Source organism: Pseudomonas sp. Seg1 (genome assembly GCF_018326005.1).
Classification (GTDB): domain Bacteria; phylum Pseudomonadota; class Gammaproteobacteria; order Pseudomonadales; family Pseudomonadaceae; genus Aquipseudomonas.
The window spans coordinates 4,880,029-4,901,264 of sequence record NZ_AP021903.1 but is presented as its reverse complement, the minus strand read 5'-3'; the positions used below and the strand labels follow the sequence as shown (position 1 = coordinate 4,901,264).

Genomic DNA, 21,236 nt, shown 5'->3' with positions numbered 1-21,236 from the left:
ACGGCTCTTGCAATCTCATCGGCCGCGTGTGAAATCGCTTGATAGCATTTGGCCTCCAGCTATCATCTGCGCGCCTGAAAATTGCCTCGGTTCATCTACTTCAATTGCCTGGAAATCCTCGATGCTGTCGTATCACCAAAAGAGTTTTCTGATCGTCGATGATTTCTCGGATTTCCGCAGTTCCGTGCGCTCGATGCTGCGTGAACTTGGGGTCAAGGACGTGGACACCGCCGACACCGGCGAGCAGGCGCTGAAGATGTGCGCGCAGAAGTCCTACGATTTCATCCTGCAGGATTTCCACCTCGGCGACGGCAAGAAGAACGGCCAGCAGGTGCTGGAAGACCTAATGCTGGAAAAGCTCATCAGCCATGAAGCGGTGTTTGTCATGGTCACCGCCGAAACCAGTCAGGCGATGGTGCTCAGTGCCCTGGAACACGAGCCGGATGCCTACCTGACCAAACCGTTCAACCGCTCAGGCCTGGCTCAGCGGCTGGAGCGTCTGGAGCAGCGCAAGACGTTGCTCAAACCTATTCTGCAAGCCCTCGACCGTGGCAAACCGGTCGAGGTGCTCAACGCCTGCATCGCCCTGTGCAAACAGGACATTCGCTATTCGCCGCTGTGCCTGCGCTATCGCGCCGATGCCTTGCGCGATTTGAATCAGAACGAAGCGCTGGAACGCCTCTACGACAGCATCATTGCTGATCGTCCGTTGCCGTGGGCGTTTGCCGGACTGGGCAAGTTGTTGTTCAAGCGCGGACAAGTTGCGCAAGCCAAGGGCGTTTATGAGAAGGCGCTGAAGGTGTTCCCGATGATGCCGGCGCTATACGACGGCATGGCCGATGTGCTGGTTTCCGAGGGCGATACCAAAGGCGCGCAACGGGTGCTGGAAGAGGCGATTCGGTTGTCGCCGCTGGCGGTGCGTCGACAGGCGTTGCTCGGTAAGCTGGCGATGGCCAACGAAGATTTCGACACCGCTTCGCGGGCTTACCGCCAGGCTGTATCGCAGGGCGCTCAGTCGCGTTTCAAGGACCCGGAAAGCAACTTGGGCCTGGCCCATGCGCTGATCAGCAAGGGCAGCGAGCGCGGTCTCGATACGCGCACGCGGCTGGAGATCAACACCACCCTCAGCGCGGTGGCCAAGGAGAACCCGAGCGACCCCGGTTTGCAGATTCGCGCGCGTTTGATGAAGGCCACTAGCCTGTTGCTCAACGACGCCGAAACCGCCGACAAGCTCACCGAGCAAGCGCTGATGCGTCTCGACGGCATGGAGCAGTTCATGAGCCCGGAAGCGGCGCTGTTGGTCGCCAAGCAATTGCAGATGCTCGGTCAGGCCGAGGCGGGCACCTCGATGCTCAAGAGCTGCGCGGAAATCTACGGCGACGATCCGGCGGTGATGAAAGACATCGCCAAGCTCACCGATGACCCGACTATCCTCAGTTCCAGCAACGCTGCCGCCGACCTCAACCGTCAGGGCGTGCGCGTGTACAAGACCGGCAACCTGGTGGAGGCCCGCGAGGTGTTCCGCAAGGCGCTGAAGATGCAACCGAAGAACATCAGTATCGCGCTGAACATGGCCCAGTCGCTGCTGCACGGCACCGATACCAGTGTGCCGTCGGCGGAGCTGGAAGAATGTCGGGCCTGCCTGAAAATGGTCGGCCTGATGCCCGACACCGACGCGCGTTTTGCGCGTTATCAGAAGCTGAAAAGCAAGGCGTTTGGCGAATGAACCAAGACGAGCAATCTCTGGATTTTTCCACGGTGATCGCCTCCACCGTCCACGACATGAAGAACTCCCTGGCCATGCTGATGCAGGCCCACAGTCAATGGCTGGCGCGTTTGCCCGAGGGGCAGCGCAATGGCGCGGAGCAGGGCGTGATCGACTTCGAATTTGCCCACCTCAACGGCATGCTGGTGCAGTTGCTTGGGCTGTATAAGCTCGGCGTCAACCAGATGCCGTTGCAGCCGGCGTATCACGAACTGGATGATTTCATCGAAGCGCAACTGGCGGCGCATCAAGAGGTATTCGCCAGTCGCGGGATCATCGCCACTTATGAAGTTGATCCGCTGAGTCCGCTGGGATTCTTCGATCGCGAACTCATCGCCTCGGTGCTCGGCAACTGCATCAACAACGCGATTCGTTATGCTCGCGAATCGTTGCTGATTACCGTCAGCGACGAAGCCGGGCAACTGGTGCTGAGCATCAATGATGATGGCGACGGTTATCCGCTCGAGATGCTCGAACGTCAGGCCGATTACGTGCAAGGCATCAATCACAGCAGTGGCAGTACGGGGCTGGGCTTGTATTTCGCCAACCGCATCGCCGCGCTGCATCAGCGCAACGGCGTCGAAGGGCGTACCGAAATCAGCAACGGCGGCCCGTTGGGCGGCGGGGTGTTTAGCCTTTATTTACCGTGACGCGGGATTTTGTTTGACGCTGCTTGATATTCCGAACAGCCGGAGCCTATTTTGTACGGGTCGCCGTTCGCGGCTCGCACAATAACAAGGATTGCGTCATGACAACCGATGGCCAGCGTTCACTCGCACAGCGACTGACCGGCATTGATGAGATTGAATGTGTTACGCCGGATTTGAACGGCGTACCACGGGGCAAGGTGATGACCGCCGAGGGTTTCCTCGAAGGGCGGCGTTTGCAGTTGGCGCGGGGTGTGCTGCTGCAATGCATCATGGGCGGTTATCCGGCAGCGCGGTTTTACGGCAGCGATGACGGCGATCTCGCTCTGATTGCCGAACCGACCCAGATCCATCCTTTGCCGTGGAGTGATGATCCGCGTGCCCTGGCCATTTGCGACGCCGATGAATTGACTGGCGAAAGCTCCAATCTGTCGACCCGTGGTCAACTCAAGAAAGTCATTGCCCGTTATGCCGAGCGAGGCCTGGCGCCAGTGGTGGCGACCGAACTGGAATTCTTTGTCTTCGCGCCGAACACCGATCCGACTCAACCCTTCCGTCCGCCAGTCGGTATCGATGGTCGTCGCGAGGATGGCCAGTCGGCCTTCAGTGTCAGTTCCAACAACGGACTGCGGCCGTTCTTCAATGAAGTCTATAAATGCATGGCGGCCCTCGGCCTGCCACGTGACACCTTCATGCACGAAATGGGCGTCAGCCAGTTCGAGATCAACCTGTTGCACGGTGATCCCCTGTTGCTGGCCGACCAGACTTTTTTGTTCAAGCACCTGCTCAAAGAAGTTGCGCTCAAACATGGCCTGACCGTGGTGTGCATGGCCAAGCCACTGGCGCACACGCCGGGCAGTTCAATGCACATTCACCAGAGCCTGGTCGACATCGCGACCGGCAAGAATGTCTTCAGCGATGAGCGTGGCGAACCGACCGCAATGTTCCGCCACTTCATCGGCGGACAGCAGGCCGGCATGGCGGATTTCACCGCGCTGTTCGCCCCGAATGTGAACTCCTACCAGCGCCTGTGCCATCCGTATGCGTCGCCGAACAATGCTTGCTGGTCCCACGATAACCGTGCGGCGGGATTGCGGATTCCTGCGAGTTCGCCGGTTGCCCGTCGGGTCGAAAACCGTTTGCCGGGCGCCGATGCCAATCCGTATCTGGCCATCGCCGCCAGTCTGGCCGCCGGTTTGCATGGCATCGAACAGGAGCTTGAGCCGAGCGAAGCGATTCAGGGTGAATTCGAGGTGCCGGACAATCTTGCACTGCCGTGTACCTTGCATGCCGCGCTCGAACGTCTGAAACGTAGCCAATTGGCGAGGGAACTGTTCGGGCAGGAGTTCATCGAAGGCTACATCGCTTCGAAGACCATGGAGTTGACCAGCTTCTTTGATGAAATCACTCCCTGGGAACGACGTGTTCTAGCAGCCCAGGCCTGACGTAACGTCGCCATCGGGCTATCGTTCTGGTAGCCCGATATTTACTGCAAGGAGCCGCTCGGAACGCCGATGCGCCAAATCTGGAAATCCTTTCGAGCGCTGTATTTCGCCTCGCTGATGATGTTGATCGGCTCAGGCCTTCTATCTACTTACCTGGCATTGCGCCTGGCCGCTGACCATGTTGACGGACTGTGGGTCGGTGCGCTGATGGCGGCCAACTATTTCGGTCTGGTGCTGGGCGGCAAGATCGGCCACCGGTTGATCGCCCGGGTCGGGCATATCCGCGCGTATTCGGCGTGTGCCGGGATTGTCGGCGCGGCGGTGCTCGGGCATGGTCTGGTGGATTGGTTACCGGCCTGGCTGGTGCTGCGGACCATTGTCGGTCTGGGCATGATGTGCCAATACATGGTGATCGAGAGCTGGCTCAATGAGCAGGCTGACGCCAACCAGCGCGGCCTGGTGTTCAGTGGCTACATGATCGCTTCGTATCTGGGGCTGGTGTTGGGTCAGTTGATTCTGGTCATGCATCCCGGCCTAGGGCTGGAGTTGCTGATGCTGGTCGCGCTGTGCTTTGCGCTGTGTCTGGTGCCGGTGACGCTGACCCGGCGGATTCACCCGGCACCGTTGCATCCGGCGCCAATGGAGCCGCGCTTCTTTATCAAGCGCGTGCCGCAATCGTTGAGCACGGTGCTCGGTGCGGGGCTGATCATTGGCTCGTTTTATGGTCTGGCACCGTTGTATGCCTCGCAGCAAGGCTTGTCGACCGAGCAGGTCGGTCTGTTCATGGGTAGCTGCATTTTTGCCGGACTGCTGGTGCAGTGGCCTCTGGGCTGGTTGTCTGACCGTTACGACCGCGCGCTGCTGATCCGCTGCTTTGCCGGGTTCCTCGCAGTGGCGGCGTTGCCATTGGCGATCCTGCCGCAGGTGCCGCTGGAAGTGCTGTTTGTGGTCGGCTTCCTCTGTTCGCTGGTGCAGTTCTGTTTGTATCCGCTGGCCGTGGCATTTTCCAACGACCACGTCGAAGGGGATCGCCGAGTGTCGCTGACGGCGATGCTGCTGGTGACGTACGGAGTCGGTGCCAGTATCGGTCCGCTACTGGCGGGTGTGCTGATGAAGTTTCTCGGCAGCCAGAGCCTGTACGCGTTCTTCAGCTTCTTCGCGATGGTGCTGGTGTGGCGGATCCGTCCGAAAGCCGTAACCAACCTGCATCAGGTCGACGATGCACCGCTGCATCACGTCGCGATGCCGGACAGCATGTCGAGTTCGCCGCTGGTGGCTGCGCTGGATCCGCGTGTTGATGAGCAGGTGGTGCAGGAGCAGATGCAGAATACGGTGACGCCGGAACCTGAGCCCGAGCCAGAACCTGAGAAAGAACCTGAGTCTGAGGTGGTAGCAGGCCCGGATGACGATAGCGAAAAACCCGCGCCGGATATCAGTGGTGCCAGGCCTTAACGAGCGCCGACGGAATTCCCCTGTGGTGAGGGGATTTATCCCCGATGGGACACGAAGTGGCCCCGGCCCGGGCTACCGGATTTCACTGATACAGCGCATTGAATGGTTTGAGGGCGCTTCGCACCCTATCGGGGATAAATCCCCTCGCCACAAGTAATCATTCGGAATCGGGTATTTTGTTGGAAATAAAAAAGGGCAGTCCCGCCAAGGACTGCCCTTTCTATTTATGCCGATGCGTTCGATTCAGAGATCGTCTTTATCGAAGCGCCGGGCTTCACGCTGCAACTGATAAACGAAACGCTCAACGTTGCGTGCAGCCTGGCCGCTGATGTTGTGGAAGCGCAGGCCGGCGAAGGTGATGTTGAGTTTTTCTTCGAAGTGCAGATACCGCAGTTCAACCGAAGCCGGCTGGTTGCCGAACAACGGCGGGGCGATCATGCGGTCGTAGACCTGGCCAAGTTGCAGGCGGTCAGTGATGTCGCCTTCGAAACGCAACTTGCAGCCAGTGGCGGAAATATCCAGCAACTTGCCGTTGATCGGCGCCTTGAGCTTCTCGCCGCCCAGTTCGACGCTGACCAGATCGGTCAGTTTCAGTGCGGCGCGGAAAGCGTTACGGCGCTGGTGGTAAACCACCTCGGTCGGTAGCTCGCCGGTATAGAAGCGGTCACCGTCGGACTCTTCAATGTTCAGCGTGCCGGTGCATTCCCAGGCAATGCGTACGCCTTCATGGAAACCTTCGACCCTGAACGGTTCGCCGGCGAGCAGGAAGCGTTCGCCATCGCGCGGGATCATTTCGTCGAGGGCAATCGAGGCGCTGTCGCGGTCGACTTTGATCAGGTAGCTCTGGAAGCGCTGGCTGCGTTCGTGGAACGTGATGATCAGCGGGTCGTGGCTATCTTGCAGTTGGCGCAGGTTGCTGGAGATTTCCAGTGGCGTGGTGAGCACCTTTGGTGGCTGCGGAGCATCATCCGCGCTTAGGGCGTTTGGCACGTTTTCTCAATCTCCAGACAAAATTTGACGATGGCTAGCCAGCATTTTGCCAGCATGTTTCACGGGTTGATAGTGCGGGCCCGTCGAATGGCTCACGCCTGGCTGAGCGTACGTGGCTTGGTAGGTTTGGCGAAAGTGCCGCTGGCGTCATACAGCGCTGGCGGTTCGCCGCCGGTGAGGATTTTCAGCTGATTGGCCGTGGTGGCCTGCTGGATCTGGATCGATTGGCCATTCTTGACATTGGCGGCCTGGCACTGAGCGATGAGATCGGTCAATGCGTCACCTTGCGTCAGCAACTGCGCGCCGATGCTCGACTGGCTGGCCAGTTGCTCGAGACCTTGGCGATCCGTCGACAGGCCAAGGCTGGCGAGAATTTCGCTGCGTTTGCGGCCATGCTGTTCAAGCAGAATGATCAACGCCTGTTTGCGCGCCAGAATTTCTTCCAGCAGTGGCATGTCACGACCGTGCAAGGCGAGGGACTCGGTTTGCAGTAACTCCAGCAAATCTTGAGCTGGAGCAAAGTCGTCGTTGATCAGTTGCAGTAAGTTAGTGTCGTGCATGGCTGGCCTTGGGTTTTAAGCGTCCAAAAGCCTGGCGCCGGCGAAAGCCTAGCGCTGGGCTTCGAAGTTGAGCAGTTTGCTGGCTACACGGTTGCTGTCGACTTTATAGCTGCCATCGGCAATCGCGGCTTTCAACTCAGCCACACGGGCTTTGTCGACAGCAGGCTGATCGCGCAGCTTGTCAGTGACCTTCTGCAACTGTTGAGCCTCATTACTGAGGTGTACCGATTCCCCGCTTTTTACGGTGCTGGCCGTTTCGGCCGGGGTATTCAGCGGCGCCGAAGTGCCGGTTTCGGCGGTTTCCTTGGCGTTGCTGGTACGTGTACTGCCCGTAAGGGACGAGGAGCTGTTCAAACGGCTGAAATCGATGACCATGATAAAAAACCTCTGGGAATTTGGACGCTTGCCATGTTTTCGGCCATCCCCTGGAAAACTTTAGGCTCATTTGCCAATGAGTCTGCATGCGCCGTCGCGTGTCCTGCTGCGGCACAGTTTAGGGAAGCGACGGGGTCCGCGCCAGTTTTCTCATGAGTGTTTTACATGGCGACTTCCACCTGGCCCGGCGCGGTGACTTGCGCCTTGATGACGCGTTGGGAGTTGAGGTTTTTCACCCGGATCTGTTCTTTCAAACCGCCATTGGCCAGTGCTTCGCCGGGCATGCGCACGGCAAGCGTGCCGCTGCGGGCGGTGATGACCACTTGATCGCCCTTGCGCACGACTTCTGCCTGTTCGAGGTGGACCAGGGTAATGACCTGATCGGCGACCGTTGGTCGGGTTAATTTTTGCCCGATCGCTTCGTCTACCGAGGTCAGAAAACCTTGATTGATCACGCTGATGTCGCGTTCACGCAAGGTCACATCCTGCGGCTCGATAATCCCGGCGCGTTTGAGTGGTCGGGTGGTGGTCACAATCTCGCGAAACAGGCGGACTTGAGCGGGCACGAACACGGTCCAGGGCGAGCTGCCTTCACAGCGAACCTTGACGGTTACCCGGCCCAGCGGACGTGCCGGACTCTCCAGCGACGCTGTCAATTCCTTGTCGCACATAGGCATGCGCATACGGGGGTCGAGCTGGTTGACTTCGATTTCGTAACGGCCTTCCGTTTGACTGGTAGCCAGATAGTCTTCTACGGTGAACTCAAGAAAGCCCTGAGTGACGCCGATAAGCATGTCAGGCAAGGTAACCGCATCAGCAATGGCAGGGCTGCCAGCGAAAAAGAAGCAAACGGCGGACACCGCGCAAAGCCCTCTGCGAAGGGGAGATGTCAGGCGTCGAAAAAATGTCGTTTGAGCGTTCATACGAGTTAAAAAGCAAGCGCCGTGCCGTTTAGCAATGAATGTGCGTCGCAACAACACTTGGCGTTGGTGTAGGAGTCTGGGCATGGCTGGTGTAATGGATTCGGTGAACCAGCGCACGCAACTGGTAGGGCAGAATCGCCTGGAGCTGTTGTTGTTCCGTCTCGACGGTCAGCAGCTCTACGGCATCAACGTGTTCAAGGTGCGGGAAGTGCTGCAATGCCCGTCACTGACGTTGATGCCCAAGTCCAGTCCTGTCGTGTGCGGGGTGGCGAATATCCGGGGGGCGACCATTCCGATCCTTGATCTGGCAATGGCCACCGGCTCGGGTGCGTTGAAAGACAAGAAAAACCCGTTCGTGATCATCACGGAGTACAACACCAAGACCCAGGGTTTCCTGGTCCGCTCGGTGGAGCGCATCGTCAACATGAACTGGGAAGAGATTCATCCACCACCCAAGGGTACCGGTCGCGATCATTACCTGACCGCTGTGACTCGGGTGGACAATCAGTTAGTCGAAATCATCGACGTCGAGAAAGTGCTGGCGGAAGTCGCACCGACGCCGGAAGCGATTTCGGTCGGCGTGGTCGATGTCGAGACCCAGACCAAGGCGTTGTCGCTGCGGGTGCTGACGGTCGATGACTCGTCGGTGGCGCGCAAGCAGGTCACGCGTTGCCTGCAGACGATCGGCGTCGAAGTGGTGGCGTTGAACGACGGCAAGCAGGCGCTGGATTACCTGCGCAAGTTGGTCGACGAGGGCAAGAAGCCGGAAGAAGAGTTCCTGATGATGATCTCCGACATCGAGATGCCGGAGATGGACGGGTACACCCTGACGGCGGAGATCCGCGGCGACGCGCGCATGCAAAAGCTTCATATCATCCTGCATACTTCGTTGTCCGGGGTATTCAATCAGGCGATGGTCAAGAAAGTCGGTGCTGATGACTTCCTGGCCAAATTCCGTCCTGATGACCTGGCATCCCGGGTAGTCGACCGGATCAAAGCAGCAGATATCAGCTAGGGGCCTTTTGCCCCTGGCGGTCAACACGATTTAAGAGGCGGCATCATTGTCTACGGGTAATTTGGATTTCGAACAGTTCCGGGTATTCCTGGAAAAAGCCTGTGGCATTTTGCTCGGTGAAAACAAGCAGTACCTGGTCTCGAGCCGTCTCAACAAACTGATGGAGCAGCAAGGCATCAAATCCCTGGGTGAGCTGGTACAGCGCATCCAGACCCAGCCGCGCAGCGGTTTGCGCGAGCAGGTGGTCGATGCCATGACGACCAACGAAACCCTGTGGTTTCGTGACACCTATCCGTTTGAAGTCTTGAAGAACAAGGTGCTGCCCGAGGCGATCAAGGCCAGTCCCAACCAGCGTCTGCGGATCTGGTCGGCGGCGTGCTCGTCGGGTCAGGAACCGTATTCGCTGTCGATGTCGATCGACGAGTTCGAGCGCAGCAACCTCGGTCAGTTGAAGATGGGCGTGCAGATTGTTGCGACTGACCTGTCCGGCCTGATGCTGACCAACTGCAAGACTGGCGAGTACGACAGCCTGGCGATCGGTCGCGGTTTGTCGCCGGAACGCCTGCAGCGTTACTTCGACCCGAAAGGGCCGGGGCGCTGGGTGATCAAGGCGCCGATCAAGAATCGGGTGGAATTCCGCTCGTTCAACCTGCTCGACAGCTACGCAAGCCTGGGCAAGTTCGACATCGTGTTCTGCCGCAACGTGCTGATTTACTTCTCCGCCGAGGTGAAGAAAGACATCCTGTTGCGCATTCACAGTACGTTGAAGCCGGGCGGTTATCTGTTCCTTGGCGCTTCCGAAGCGCTGAACGGTTTGCCGGATCATTACCAGATGGTCCAGTGCAGCCCGGGGATCATTTACCAGGCGAAGTGATTGCATCGGCAACACAAAAAACGGGAGGCCCTAAAGGCTTCCCTTTTTTATGCCTGGCGTTCAAGCCGGAATCACCGCAAAACCCTGTGGGAGCGGGCTTGCCCGCGATAGCGTCGTGTCAGTCGATTTAAATTAACCAGACATACCGCCATCGCGGGCAAGCCCGCTCCCACAGGGTTCAGTGTTGGCTGATAGAACGTAGGCAAGCGGCAGAAAAGCGGCATGCGGCGGAAACCGGTTGCCGCTTTTCTGGCATTGCCGCTTTGCCGGCACCGCGCAAACCCCCGGTTTTCGGGCGTTTCTCGCATTGGCACGGCGCTTGCTAAAGCTCAGTTACGAAAAACCGGTCACCCGAAGGTTCCCGACATGAGCATCAGTTTCGATAAAGCGCTCGGCATTCACGAAAAGGCTCTTGGCTTCCGCGCCCAGCGTGCCGAAGTCCTGGCGAACAACATCGCCAACGCCGATACCCCGAACTACAAGGCTCGGGATCTGGACTTCTCCAAAGTGCTTGAAGCACAGACCCAGAAGAACGCCAACGGCACCATCGCCCTGAACATGACCAACAGCCGTCACATCGAGGCTGAAGGTCTGGGCAATGGCGACGAATCGCTGCTGTATCGCACGCCGATGCAACCGTCGATCGACCAGAACACCGTGGACGCTCAACTGGAACAGTCGAACTACGCGGAAAACGCCGTTGGCTTCCAGGCCAGCTTCACCCTGCTCAACAGCAAATTCAAAGGGCTGGTGTCAGCCCTGCGCGGAGAGTAATCCATGTCCCTGTCCAGCGTTTTCAACATTGCCGGCAGCGGCATGAGCGCACAGACCACGCGTCTGAACACCGTGGCCTCGAACATCGCCAACGCCGAGACCGTCTCGTCGAGCATCGACCAGACCTATCGCGCCCGTCACCCGGTGTTCGCCACCATGTTCCAGGGTGGCCAGAACAGCGGCAGCAACTCGCTGTTCCAGAGCCAGGATGCCGCCGGTCAAGGCGTGCAGGTGCTCGGCGTGGTCGAAGACCAGAGCAACCTCGAAGCGCGTTACGAGCCGAACCATCCGGCCGCCGACGCCAAGGGCTACGTCTACTACCCGAACGTCAACGTGGTGGAAGAAATGGCTGACATGATTTCCGCGAGCCGGTCGTTCCAGACCAACGCCGAAATGATGAACACCGCCAAAACCATGATGCAGAAGGTGCTGACCCTCGGTCAGTAATAAGGGGCGACTGTCATGAGTGTTACCGATTCCACCGGCACCCTGAGCCTGAAGGACATCCTGGCGAACTCCTCGAAAAAAACGAGCAGTACGACCACGGGTGGCATCGCCTCGGCCACCAACAGCGCCACTGGCGGCAAGGCGCTGGGCAAGGATGCGTTCCTGCAACTGCTGGTTACCCAGCTGAAAAACCAGAACCCGCTCGATCCGCAAGACAACAGCGCGTTCGTTGCGCAGTTGGCGCAGTTCAGCAGCCTGGAAGGCATCACCACGCTGAACTCCACCGTGAGTGGCCTGGCCGGCAACTACAACTCTTCGCAAGCGTTGCAGGCATCTTCGCTGGTGGGTCGCAACGTGATCGTGCAGACCAACAGTGCGCAGCTCGATGATCCGAGCAAAGGCCTTACCGGTTCGTTGAACCTGTCGACGTCCATCGCTGGCGGCACCGTGACCGTTACCGACAAGGATGGCAAAGCCGTACGCGTCATTGATCTGGGCAGTCGCGCGGCCGGCAACGCCAGCTTCACCTGGGATGGCAAGGACAAGGACGGCGCGCTGGTGCCTGCCGGAACTTACACCTTCAAGGCCAGTGCGCCGATCAATGGCACCGCGACGGACCTGGCGACCTACCTGCCAGCCACGGTCAGCAGCGTGACCATCAGCCAGACCGGTGGCGAGCTGATGCTCAACCTCGCTGGCAAGGGCACCGTTGCCCTGTCCAAAGTACAAACCATTGGTATATAGAGCCGACTAACCGGCACAAAGGAGTGGAATATGTCTTTCAATATCGGCCTTAGCGGTCTCTATGCAGCCAACAAGCAACTGGACGTGACCGGCAACAACATCGCCAACGTCGCGACCGCCGGTTTCAAATCGTCCCGTGCAGAATTCGAAGACGTTTACTCGGCCACTCGCCTGGGTAGCGGCAGCAAAGTGATCGGTAACGGCGTGCGCCTGGCCAACGTTTCCCAGCAGTTCACCCAGGGTGACATCAACAACACCGGTAACGTGCTGGACATGGGCATCAACGGTTCCGGCTTCTTCACCATGAGCAACAACGGTTCGATTTCCTATACCCGTGCCGGTACGTTCAAGGTCGACAACGCCGGTTACATCACCAACACCGACTACACCTCGCGTCTGCAGGGTTACGGTGTGGATGCCAACGGCAAGATCATCAACGGCGTATTGACCGACCTGAAAATCGATACCTCGAACCTGGCGCCGAAGTCGACTTCCCTGGTGACTTCGAGCATCAACCTGAACTCGAAGGCACCGGTGATCGTTGATACGGGCGCCACCGCCGTCAAGTTTGATCCGAGCAAGCTTGAGACATACACCAAGAGCTTCAGCACCCCGATCTATGACACGCAGGGCAACTCGCACGTCATGGATCAGTACATGGTCAAGACTGGCGAGAACACCTGGAAGGTTTACACGTTGGTAGATGGTCGTAACCCGGATGCAGCCGGTAGCGATCCAACCAAGGTCGATCCGGTTGCTTCGACACTGACATTCGATTCGTCCGGCAACTTGCTTCAGGTCAGCACGCCAAATCCGGCGGATGCCACGAAGCCGATCATCAGTAGCGACCTGACGCTCAAAGGCTGGGTACCGGGCAACGTGATCAACGGCGCCTTTGTGCCTAACGGCGCAGCGGCGAACACGAAGGGCGTGACCATTTCGATGGCCAAGACCACTCAGTACAACGCTGACACTGCGCGTTCGATTCCGACTCAGGATGGTTACGCCACTGGCCAGATCACTAACCTGACCATCGACGGCACCGGTACGTTGTTCGCCAACTTCAGCAACAACCAGAGCAAGGCCATCGGCCAGGTTGCGTTGGCGAGCTTCACCAACGAACAGGGCTTGCAGGCGATTGGCGGTACCAGCTGGAAGGAGACTTTCGCTTCGGGTATCCCGGGTTACGATGCGCCGGAAACCGGTACTTTGGGTTCGATCGCGTCTAACTCGCTGGAAGAGTCGAACGTTAACCTGACCAATGAGCTGGTTGATCTGATCAAGGGTCAGAGCAACTATCAGGCGAACGCGAAGACTATTTCGACTCAGAGCACCATCATGCAGACCATCATTCAGATGACCTGATTCGGGTTTTTGGTTGTTCAAGGAGCCCCTCTTTTTGAGGGGCTTTTTTTGGGGTGGGTTTTGGGTTTTGGGGGTATATCCGTTGCTGCGGGTGTTGCTGATTAGGGTTCCGCCCTTACGGCGGGTCACTTTTTCCAGACGCCGAAAAAGTAACCAAAAAGGCTTTACCCTGACGTACGGCCCTCGCTGTGGCTCGGGTTCCTTCGCTGCGTGATCGATCCGGGGGTCATCGCCTCCGGTTTGCTTCGCTGCACCTCCTCTCGATGTGTTTGGCTTCGCCAAACGGTCGCTGCGCTCCCACCCCGGATCAATCCCTCCGCTCAGCCTTCCGACGGGCGCTTGAGATCAAGAGCGGTACTCGAGCTAACGCTCATTGTGTTGAGTGGGGCGGCATGCGCCGCGTGCGGGGGTGTACTCATTTTTTTGTGGGAGCTGGCTTGCCAGTGATGGCGGCCTGACAGCCGACCTGTTTCTGTCGGTTGTACTCCACCCCTGTGGGAGCTGGCTGCCAGTAGTGGCGGCCTGACAGCCGACCTGTTTCTGTCGGTTGTACTTCACCCCTGTGGGGGCTGGCTTGCCAGTGATGGCGGCCTGACAGCCGACCTGTTTCTGTCGGTTGTACTCCACTCCTGTGGGAGCTTGCTTGTCAGTGATGGCGGCCTGACAGCCGACCTGTTTCTGTCGGTTGTACTTCACCCCTGTGGGAGCTGGCTTGCCAGTGATGGCGGCCTGATAGCCGACCTGTTTCTGTCGGTTGTACTCCACCCCTGTGGGAGCTGGCTTGCCAGCGATGGCGACCTGACAGCCGGCCTGTTTCTGTCGGTTGTACTCCACCCCTGTGGGAGCTGGCTTGCCAGTGATGGCGGCCTGACAGCCGACCTGTTTCTGTCTGTTGTACTTCACCCCTGTGGGAGCTGGCTTGCCAGCGATGGCGACCTGACATTCGACAAAGCTCTGGCGGTTGTACTCATGCCTTGTAGGCACTGCCGAAGGCTGCAATCTTTTGATTGGCTTTGGCTTTGGCTTTGGCTTTGGCTTTGGCTTTGGCTTTGGCTTTGGCTTTGGCTTTGGCTTTGGCTTTGGCTTTGGCTTTTGATCTTGATTTTCAGGCCCATCGGCAGGCCGAGCGGAGGTGTTCATCCGGGGGGTAGGCGCGCAGCGCCGTTTGGCGAAGCCAAACACATCGAGAGGAGGTGCAGCGAAGCAAACCGGAGGCGATGCCCCCGGATGGACACCGTAGCGAGGGAACACTGAGCCTAAGCGAAGTGCCGTACGTCCGGGAGCAGCCTTTTTGGTTACTTTTTCGGCGTCTGGAAAAAGTGACCCGCCGTAAGGGCGGAACCCTAATCCGCAACACCCGCAGCAACGGATATGCTCACAACCCCCAAACCCCAATCCCCTAAACGGCCTCTAATATCAAGAGCTGCTGTCGAGCCGACGCTCATCCCGTCGAGTGGTGGACAGCAGAAGGGGTGGGAGCTTTGCTCGCTGCCAGCGACGGCGGCCAGTCAGCCAGCCCAGATCTATCTGGCTCAACACTGATGCAAAAAAAAGCCCCCGACAAACCAGAGGTCAGTCAGGGGCTTTTTTCATTCAGGTGTCTTTCGGCACCTGAAAGTGCTCAGCTTATTGGCAAGCTTCGCAATCCGGCTCGTCAATCGCGCAAGCCTTTGGCACTGGCGCCGGACCGGCTGGAGCGGCCAGAACCGAATCGTCACCGTGGTTGCCGCCGCTGGAAACAGCGTTCAGCTTGCCGGTGTTGATGGTCGACTTCTCGGTGCTGGTCGCGGCCAGGGCACGGAGGTAGTAAGTGGTTTTCAGACCACGGTACCAAGCCATGCGGTAGGTCACGTCGAGCTTCTTGCCCGATGCACCAGCGATATACAGGTTCAGCGATTGAGCCTGGTCGATCCACTTCTGACGACGGCTGGCGGCGTCAACGATCCACTTGGTGTCCACTTCGAAGGCAGTCGCGTAGAGCTCTTTGAGTTCTTGCGGGATGCGCTCGATCTGCTGAACCGAACCGTCGTAGTACTTCAGGTCGTTGATCATGACCGAGTCCCACAGACCGCGAGCCTTGAGGTCGCGAACCAGGTACGGGTTGATCACGGTGAATTCGCCCGACAGGTTCGATTTCACATACAGGTTCTGGTAGGTCGGTTCGATCGACTGCGATACGCCAGTGATGTTGGCGATGGTCGCGGTCGGTGCGATGGCCATGATGTTGGAGTTACGAATGCCTTTCTGTACACGGGCGCGAACCGGTGCCCAGTCGAGGGTTTCGTTCAGGTCAACGTCGATGTACTTCTGGCCGCGTTGTTCGATCAGGATCTGTTGCGAATCCAGTGGCAGGATGCCTTTGGACCACAGCGAGCCGTTGAACGTCTCGTACGCGCCACGCTCGTCGGCCAGGTCGCAGGACGCCTGGATCGCGAAGTAGCTGACCGCTTCCATCGACTTGTCGGCGAATTCGACGGCAGCGTCGGAACCGTAGGCGATGTGCTGCAGGTACAAGGCGTCCTGGAAGCCCATGATGCCCAGACCAACCGGACGGTGGCGGAAGTTGGAGTTCTTCGCTTGCGGCACCGAGTAGTAGTTGATGTCGATCACGTTGTCGAGCATGCGCACGGCAGTGTTCACGGTGCGTTGCAGCTTGGCGGTGTCCAGCTTGCCATCCACGATGTGGTTTGGCAGGTTGATCGAGCCCAGGTTGCAAACGGCGATCTCGTCCTTGTTGGTGTTCAAGGTGATCTCGGTGCACAGGTTCGAGCTGTGAACCACGCCGACGTGCTGCTGCGGGCTACGCAGGTTGCACGGGTCTTTGAAAGTCAGCCATGGGTGGCCGGTTTCGAACAGCATGGAGAGCATTTTGCGCCACAGGTCTTTGGCCTGGATGGTCTTGAACAGCTTGACCTTGCCCGGGTACTCGGTCAGGGCTTCGTAGTACTCGTAGCGCTCTTCGAAGGCTTTACCGGTCAGGTCGTGCAGGTCCGGAACTTCGGATGGCGAGAACAGGGTCCACTTGCCGTCATCGAAGACACGCTTCATGAACAGGTCAGGGATCCAGTTGGCAGTGTTCATGTCGTGGGTACGACGACGATCATCACCGGTGTTCTTGCGCAGCTCGATGAACTCTTCGATGTCCATGTGCCAGGTTTCCAGGTAGGCACAGACAGCGCCTTTGCGCTTGCCACCCTGGTTAACGGCGACGGCCGTGTCGTTCACGACTTTGAGGAACGGAACCACACCTTGCGACTTGCCGTTGGTGCCTTTGATGTACGAGCCCAGTGCACGTACCGGCGTCCAGTCGTTGCCCAGGCCGCCAGCGAATTTCGACAGCATGGCGTTGTCGTGGATCGCGTGGTAGATGCCCGACAGGTCGTCCGGAACGGTGGTCAGGTAGCAGCTCGACAGCTGTGGACGCAGGGTACCGGCGTTGAACAGTGTCGGGGTCGAAGCCATGTAGTCGAACGACGACAACAAGTTATAGAACTCGATCGCACGATCTTCTTTCTGCTTCTCTTCGATCGCCAGGCCCATGGCCACACGCATGAAGAAGATCTGTGGCAGCTCGAAACGCACGCCATCCTTGTGGATGAAGTAGCGGTCGTACAGGGTTTGCAGGCCCAGGTAGGTGAATTGCTGATCGCGCTCGTGGTTGATCGCCTTGCCCAGTTTTTCCAGGTCGAAGGTGGCCAGCACAGGGTTCAGCAGTTCGAACTCGATACCTTTGGCGATGTAAGCCGGCAGCGCCTTGGCGTACAGGTCGGCCATTTCGTGATGGGTGGCGCTTTCGGCGACTTCGAGGAAGTTCAGGCCTTCGGCACGCAGGGTGTCCATCAGCAGGCGGGCGGTCACGAACGAGTAGTTCGGCTCGCGCTCAACCAACGTACGGGCAGTCATCACCAGAGCGGTGTTGACGTCGGTCAGAGCCACGCCGTCGTACAGGTTTTTCAAGGTTTCGCGCTGGATCAGGTCGCCGTCGACTTCTTCCAGACCTTCGCAGGCCTCGGTGACGATGGTGTTCAGGCGGCCCATGTCGAGCGGTGCCAGGCTGCCGTCGGCGCGGGTGATGCGGATCGACGGATGCGCGTTGACCGCTTCTTCGGCCGGGGCGTGGGCAGCGCGTTCTTTCGAACGACCGTCACGATAGATCACGTAGTCGCGAGCAACTTTCTGCTCGCCGGCACGCATCAGGGCCAGTTCGACCTGGTCCTGGATTTCTTCGATGTGGATGGTGCCGCCCGATGGCATGCGACGCTTGAAGGTCGCGGTGACCTGTTCGGTCAGGCGGGCAACGGTGTCGTGGATTCGCGACGAAGCGGCAGCGGTGCCGCCCTCAACTGCGAGAAACGCTTTGGTGATAGCGACGGTGATCTTGTCATCGGTGTAAGGAACGACAGTGCCATTACGCTTGATCACGCGCAGTTGACCAGGCGCGGTGGCTGCCAGATCCGAAGTCGAATCGGCGGCCTGCGGCAAGGTGCCCTGCGGGTTCTCGCGAGTTGTGTCGGTTTGCATGGGTGTCTCCACGTTCTCTATGTTTGTTTGGGCACCATCACGGTGCCCACCGTTCCGTCCTGAAGCACTACAACCGGCACGCGCCGGGCATAACGACTTCGGGACAGTTCAGGAAGGGGGCCTTGTGGGCGCCGCTTCCATGCCGAAGTCTTCGGTTCGCGCGATCCGCGTCAAACCGCATTCCTTTCGGGGCGCAGTTTCAGACTGCAACACCCGTACCGTTATCGTCGTTGCCGACTGAAAAACGGTAGCCATCCGCAGGCGCGGTTTGGGCTTGTGAAAATACGTTTGGTTCAACCCGACAATGGCAATAAAAAGCCTTGAATTCACTGTCCGGTTTGTGTTTGGTTTTTTGTCTCAACCCCTACATGTAGGGTTTTTTTGAGCGCGGGCTACAAGATAATGCGTTTTGGGGGGCTATTGCAATGTATAGCCTGTGGATAAACCTGTGCGTAAATTGTGTGCGAAACGGCGAATTCGCGTGTAGGCCGCGAACCTGCTGAGCTAGACCGTTTGTCACTGTTTTTTCACCGGGAAAAACGCTTCAGCGGATTTTTAAGGGCGCGAACCCTATCACAAAAAACCGCCTTGTCCGAACGCATTTACCGACTTGTGTTCTGGCTGTACGCCGTTTATACAATCGGGCCATGCGCAGGCATATTTTTCCTCCAGAAACATGACAAATGATCAGGATGATCTGGCACCACGCATGCTTTTGCAGGAGCTGATCCAAGCGATCCCTTCTATTAATAAAAACAGCAAGCAGAGGTCACCGGTGGAGCAACAAGCCTTTCAGGTATTGATAGTCGAGGATGATCAGCGTCTGGCCGAACTCACTCGCGACTACCTGCAAGCCAATGGACTGCGCGTCGAAATCGAAGGCAACGGTGCACTGGCGGCGGCGCGGATCATCAAGGAGCAACCGGATCTGGTCATCCTCGATCTGATGCTGCCCGGTGAAGATGGCCTGAGTATCTGCCGCAAGGTGCGCGACCGTTATGACGGGCCGATCCTGATGCTCACGGCGCGTACCGACGATGCCGATCAGATTCAGGGGCTTGATCTTGGTGCCGACGATTACGTCTGCAAACCGGTGCGCCCACGCCTGTTGCTGGCGCGGATTCAGGCGCTGCTGCGACGCAGTGACTCACCGGAGCCCGTCGCGGAAAAAAGCCGTCGACTGCAATTTGGGCCACTGGTGGTGGACGACGCTTTGCGCGAAGCCTGGTTGAGCGACAACGGCATCGAGTTGACCAGCGCCGAATTCGATCTGCTCTGGCTGTTGGTGTCCAATGCCGGGCGAATTCTGTCCCGGGAGGAAATCTTCACCGCGCTGCGTGGCATCGGCTATGACGGCCAGGATCGCTCGATCGATGTACGCATCTCGCGCATCCGCCCGAAAATCGGCGATGACCCCGATCACCCGCGCCTGATCAAGACCATCCGCAGCAAAGGCTATCTGTTTGTCCCCGAAGCCTGCGTCGACCTGCCGCTGTGAACTCGATCTTCCTGCGCATTTACGGCGGCATGTGCGCCGCACTGATTCTGGTGGCGGTGCTCGGCGTGCTCGCGCTGAACCTGCTTAACCAGGTGCGCAGCGAGCAATACCGCGAGCGCCTGGCCCATGGCACGTTCTCGCTGATGGCCGACAATCTGCAACCGATGAACGAAACCGAGCGCCATCGCGCGCTGCTGGTGTGGGAGCGTTTGCTCGGGATTCCGCTGGCGCTGAAAAAGTTTGCCGAGACCGATCTCGATCTGACCCAGCGCACCCGGGTCCAGCGCGGTCAGGCGCTGGTGGAGCAGACCGGGCCGCATGCAGCAAAGGTCTACCGGCTGGTCAGCGACAAGGAACAACTTGTGCTGGTAGGAGAGGTGCAGCAGATCAGCGAGCAACTGGCCCGCGCGACGATTTACCTGTTGGCCGATGAGCTGGTGCGCGTACCCGTGGGCGAGCAGCCCAAGCGGTTGGCGCAAATAAAGGAAGAGAAGGGCTTCGGATTCGATCTGCGCCTGGTCACGGTGAACGACGCCGACATGGATGAGGATCAGAGTCGTCGCGTGGCTGAGGGCGACACGGTGATGGCGTTGGGCAAGGGCGGCGATTCGATCCGCGTGTTTGCCGGCATGGTCGGCACGCCTTGGGTGCTGGAAATCGGCCCGCTGTATCAGATGAATCCGTATCCGCCGGAGTGGCTGGTGTTGATCGCCGCGCTCGGCCTGAGTTTGATCGGCCTTATCGTTTATCTGTTGGTGCGCCAGCTCGAACGGCGTTTGCGCGGCCTTGAAGCGGCGGCCACACGTATCGCCAAGGGCAGCCTGGAAACCCGTGTGCCCGCGCGCGGTGCCGACTCGGTCGGACGCCTGGCCTCGGCGTTCAACAAAATGGCTGAGCACTTGCAGCAGTTGCTGGCGATCCAGCGTGAACTGGTGCGCGCGGTATCCCACGAGTTGCGCACGCCGGTGGCGCGCTTGCGTTTCGGTCTGGAGATGATCGGTTCGGCGACCACCCCGCAAGCGCTGGAAAAGTACCGTGAGGGCATGGATCACGACATCGAAGACCTCGATAAGCTGGTCGATGAAATGCTCACCTATGCCCGGCTGGAGCAGGGCTCGCCGGCGCTGACGTTCCAGCGCATTGATCTCGACGCGCTGGTCAATCAGGTCATTGAAGAACTGGCGCCGCTGCGCGCCGAGGTCACGGTGCAGCGCGGCTTGTGCCTGTCTGCAGCTGATAACGACGACGCCTGGGTCGAGGCCGAGCCGCGTTATCTGCATCGGGCGTTACAGAATCTAGTGAGTAACGCCATGCGCCATGCGCGTTCCAACGTTACGGTGAGTTATCAGGTTGGGCAGCTGCGTTGCCGGGTGGACGTCGAGGACGACGGGCCGGGTGTGCCGGAAGTGGCGTGGGAGCGAATCTTCACGCCGTTCCTGCGTCTGGATGACAGCCGTACCCGGGCGTCAGGCGGACATGGCTTGGGCTTGTCGATTGTGCGGCGGATCATCCATTGGCATGACGGCCGCGCAATCATTGGCAAGAGCAAGAGTCTGGGTGGGGCTTGCTTCAGCCTGAGCTGGCCGAGGAATCAGGAGCGCCGCTGAATCGTGGATAGTAGTGCTGGCCCCATCGCTGGCAAGCCAGCTCCCACAGGTTTCAGGGCGTACATCAAGTCTGTGTCCATCACCGGCACTGTAGAGCTGGCAAGCCAGCTCCCACAGGTTTCAGGGCGTACATCAAGTCTGTGTTCATCACCGGCACTGTGGAGCTGGCAAGTCGGCTCCCACAGGTTTCAGGGTGTACATCAAGTCTGTGTTCATCACCGGCACTGTGGGAGC

Annotated in this window: 17 protein-coding genes; 12 read left to right on the top strand and 5 right to left on the bottom strand. The window is 58.7% G+C overall.

The annotated features are described in order from the left end of the window. Window positions 1–121 precede the first annotated feature (121 nt). From KI231_RS22010 to KI231_RS21995, 4 genes are all read left to right on the top strand, one after another. Window positions 122–1,726, top strand: a complete 1,605-nt coding sequence (locus tag KI231_RS22010) for a tetratricopeptide repeat-containing response regulator (protein ID WP_103304079.1) — start codon at window positions 122–124, stop codon at window positions 1,724–1,726. After that, window positions 1,723–2,415: a sensor histidine kinase gene (locus tag KI231_RS22005; RefSeq protein ID WP_213026330.1), complete on the top strand. Its 693-nt coding sequence runs from the start codon at window positions 1,723–1,725 to the stop codon at window positions 2,413–2,415. The genes KI231_RS22010 and KI231_RS22005 overlap by 4 nt, the downstream gene beginning before the upstream one ends. Before the next feature lie 200 nt (window positions 2,416–2,615). Then, on the top strand, window positions 2,616–3,857 hold the full coding sequence (locus KI231_RS22000) for a glutamine synthetase family protein (protein ID WP_213028828.1): 1,242 nt from the start codon (window positions 2,616–2,618) through the stop codon (window positions 3,855–3,857). Between the two features lie 69 nt (window positions 3,858–3,926). Beyond that, window positions 3,927–5,309, top strand: a complete 1,383-nt coding sequence (locus tag KI231_RS21995; protein WP_213026329.1) for an MFS transporter — start codon at window positions 3,927–3,929, stop codon at window positions 5,307–5,309. Window positions 5,310–5,552: 243 nt separating this feature from the next. Here KI231_RS21995 and KI231_RS21990 read toward each other — a convergent pair whose 3' ends face one another. The 4 genes from KI231_RS21990 to flgA form a co-directional block, all read right to left on the bottom strand. Further along, the gene (locus tag KI231_RS21990) at window positions 5,553–6,299 is read right to left on the bottom strand and encodes a flagellar brake protein (RefSeq protein ID WP_103304083.1); all 747 of its coding nucleotides are present in this window, start codon (window positions 6,297–6,299) and stop codon (window positions 5,553–5,555) included. A 92-nt stretch (window positions 6,300–6,391) separates the two neighbouring features. After that, the gene (locus KI231_RS21985) at window positions 6,392–6,859 is read right to left on the bottom strand and encodes a flagella synthesis protein FlgN (protein WP_213026328.1); all 468 of its coding nucleotides are present in this window, start codon (window positions 6,857–6,859) and stop codon (window positions 6,392–6,394) included. A gap of 48 nt (window positions 6,860–6,907) precedes the next feature. Further along, window positions 6,908–7,234 (bottom strand): flagellar biosynthesis anti-sigma factor FlgM, encoded by a 327-nt coding sequence (gene flgM, locus KI231_RS21980; RefSeq protein ID WP_103304085.1) that lies wholly within the window; start codon window positions 7,232–7,234, stop codon window positions 6,908–6,910. A 161-nt stretch (window positions 7,235–7,395) separates the two neighbouring features. After that, entirely contained in the window at window positions 7,396–8,157 is a 762-nt protein-coding gene (flgA, locus tag KI231_RS21975) for a flagellar basal body P-ring formation chaperone FlgA (protein ID WP_103304086.1), read from the bottom strand. A gap of 82 nt (window positions 8,158–8,239) precedes the next feature. Between flgA and KI231_RS21970 the strand changes: the two genes are divergently transcribed. The 6 genes from KI231_RS21970 (at window position 8,240) to flgE (ending at window position 13,376) form a co-directional block, all read left to right on the top strand. Beyond that, complete coding sequence (locus tag KI231_RS21970) at window positions 8,240–9,172, top strand: chemotaxis protein CheV (protein WP_103304087.1); 933 nt, start codon at window positions 8,240–8,242, stop codon at window positions 9,170–9,172. Window positions 9,173–9,218: 46 nt separating this feature from the next. Next, on the top strand, window positions 9,219–10,046 hold the full coding sequence (gene cheR, locus KI231_RS21965; RefSeq protein WP_103304088.1) for a protein-glutamate O-methyltransferase CheR: 828 nt from the start codon (window positions 9,219–9,221) through the stop codon (window positions 10,044–10,046). A 366-nt stretch (window positions 10,047–10,412) separates the two neighbouring features. Next, entirely contained in the window at window positions 10,413–10,820 is a 408-nt protein-coding gene (gene flgB, locus KI231_RS21960) for a flagellar basal body rod protein FlgB (protein ID WP_053122819.1), read from the top strand. A 3-nt stretch (window positions 10,821–10,823) separates the two neighbouring features. Beyond that, window positions 10,824–11,267 (top strand): flagellar basal body rod protein FlgC, encoded by a 444-nt coding sequence (gene flgC, locus KI231_RS21955; RefSeq protein WP_003227217.1) that lies wholly within the window; start codon window positions 10,824–10,826, stop codon window positions 11,265–11,267. Between the two features lie 15 nt (window positions 11,268–11,282). Next, entirely contained in the window at window positions 11,283–12,011 is a 729-nt protein-coding gene (flgD, locus tag KI231_RS21950; RefSeq protein WP_103304089.1) for a flagellar hook assembly protein FlgD, read from the top strand. Window positions 12,012–12,041: 30 nt separating this feature from the next. After that, a complete protein-coding gene (flgE, locus tag KI231_RS21945) occupies window positions 12,042–13,376 on the top strand; it encodes a flagellar hook protein FlgE (RefSeq protein WP_103304090.1) in 1,335 nt (444 codons plus the stop codon). Window positions 13,377–15,002: 1,626 nt separating this feature from the next. Here flgE and KI231_RS21940 read toward each other — a convergent pair. Further along, window positions 15,003–17,897, bottom strand: coding sequence for a ribonucleoside-diphosphate reductase subunit alpha (locus KI231_RS21940; RefSeq protein ID WP_213026327.1), 2,895 nt, complete (start codon window positions 17,895–17,897; stop codon window positions 15,003–15,005). 775 nt (window positions 17,898–18,672) lie between these two features. Between KI231_RS21940 and KI231_RS21935 the strand changes: the two genes are divergently transcribed. Both KI231_RS21935 and KI231_RS21930 read left to right on the top strand, forming a co-directional pair. Continuing rightward, window positions 18,673–19,395 carry a response regulator gene (locus KI231_RS21935; RefSeq protein WP_213026326.1) on the top strand — a complete coding sequence of 241 codons (723 nt, stop codon included), beginning with the start codon at window positions 18,673–18,675 and terminating at the stop codon, window positions 19,393–19,395. Continuing rightward, complete coding sequence (locus tag KI231_RS21930) at window positions 19,392–21,002, top strand: ATP-binding protein (protein ID WP_103307389.1); 1,611 nt, start codon at window positions 19,392–19,394, stop codon at window positions 21,000–21,002. Before KI231_RS21935 ends, KI231_RS21930 begins: the two co-directional genes overlap by 4 nt. Window positions 21,003–21,236: the final 234 nt, after the last annotated feature.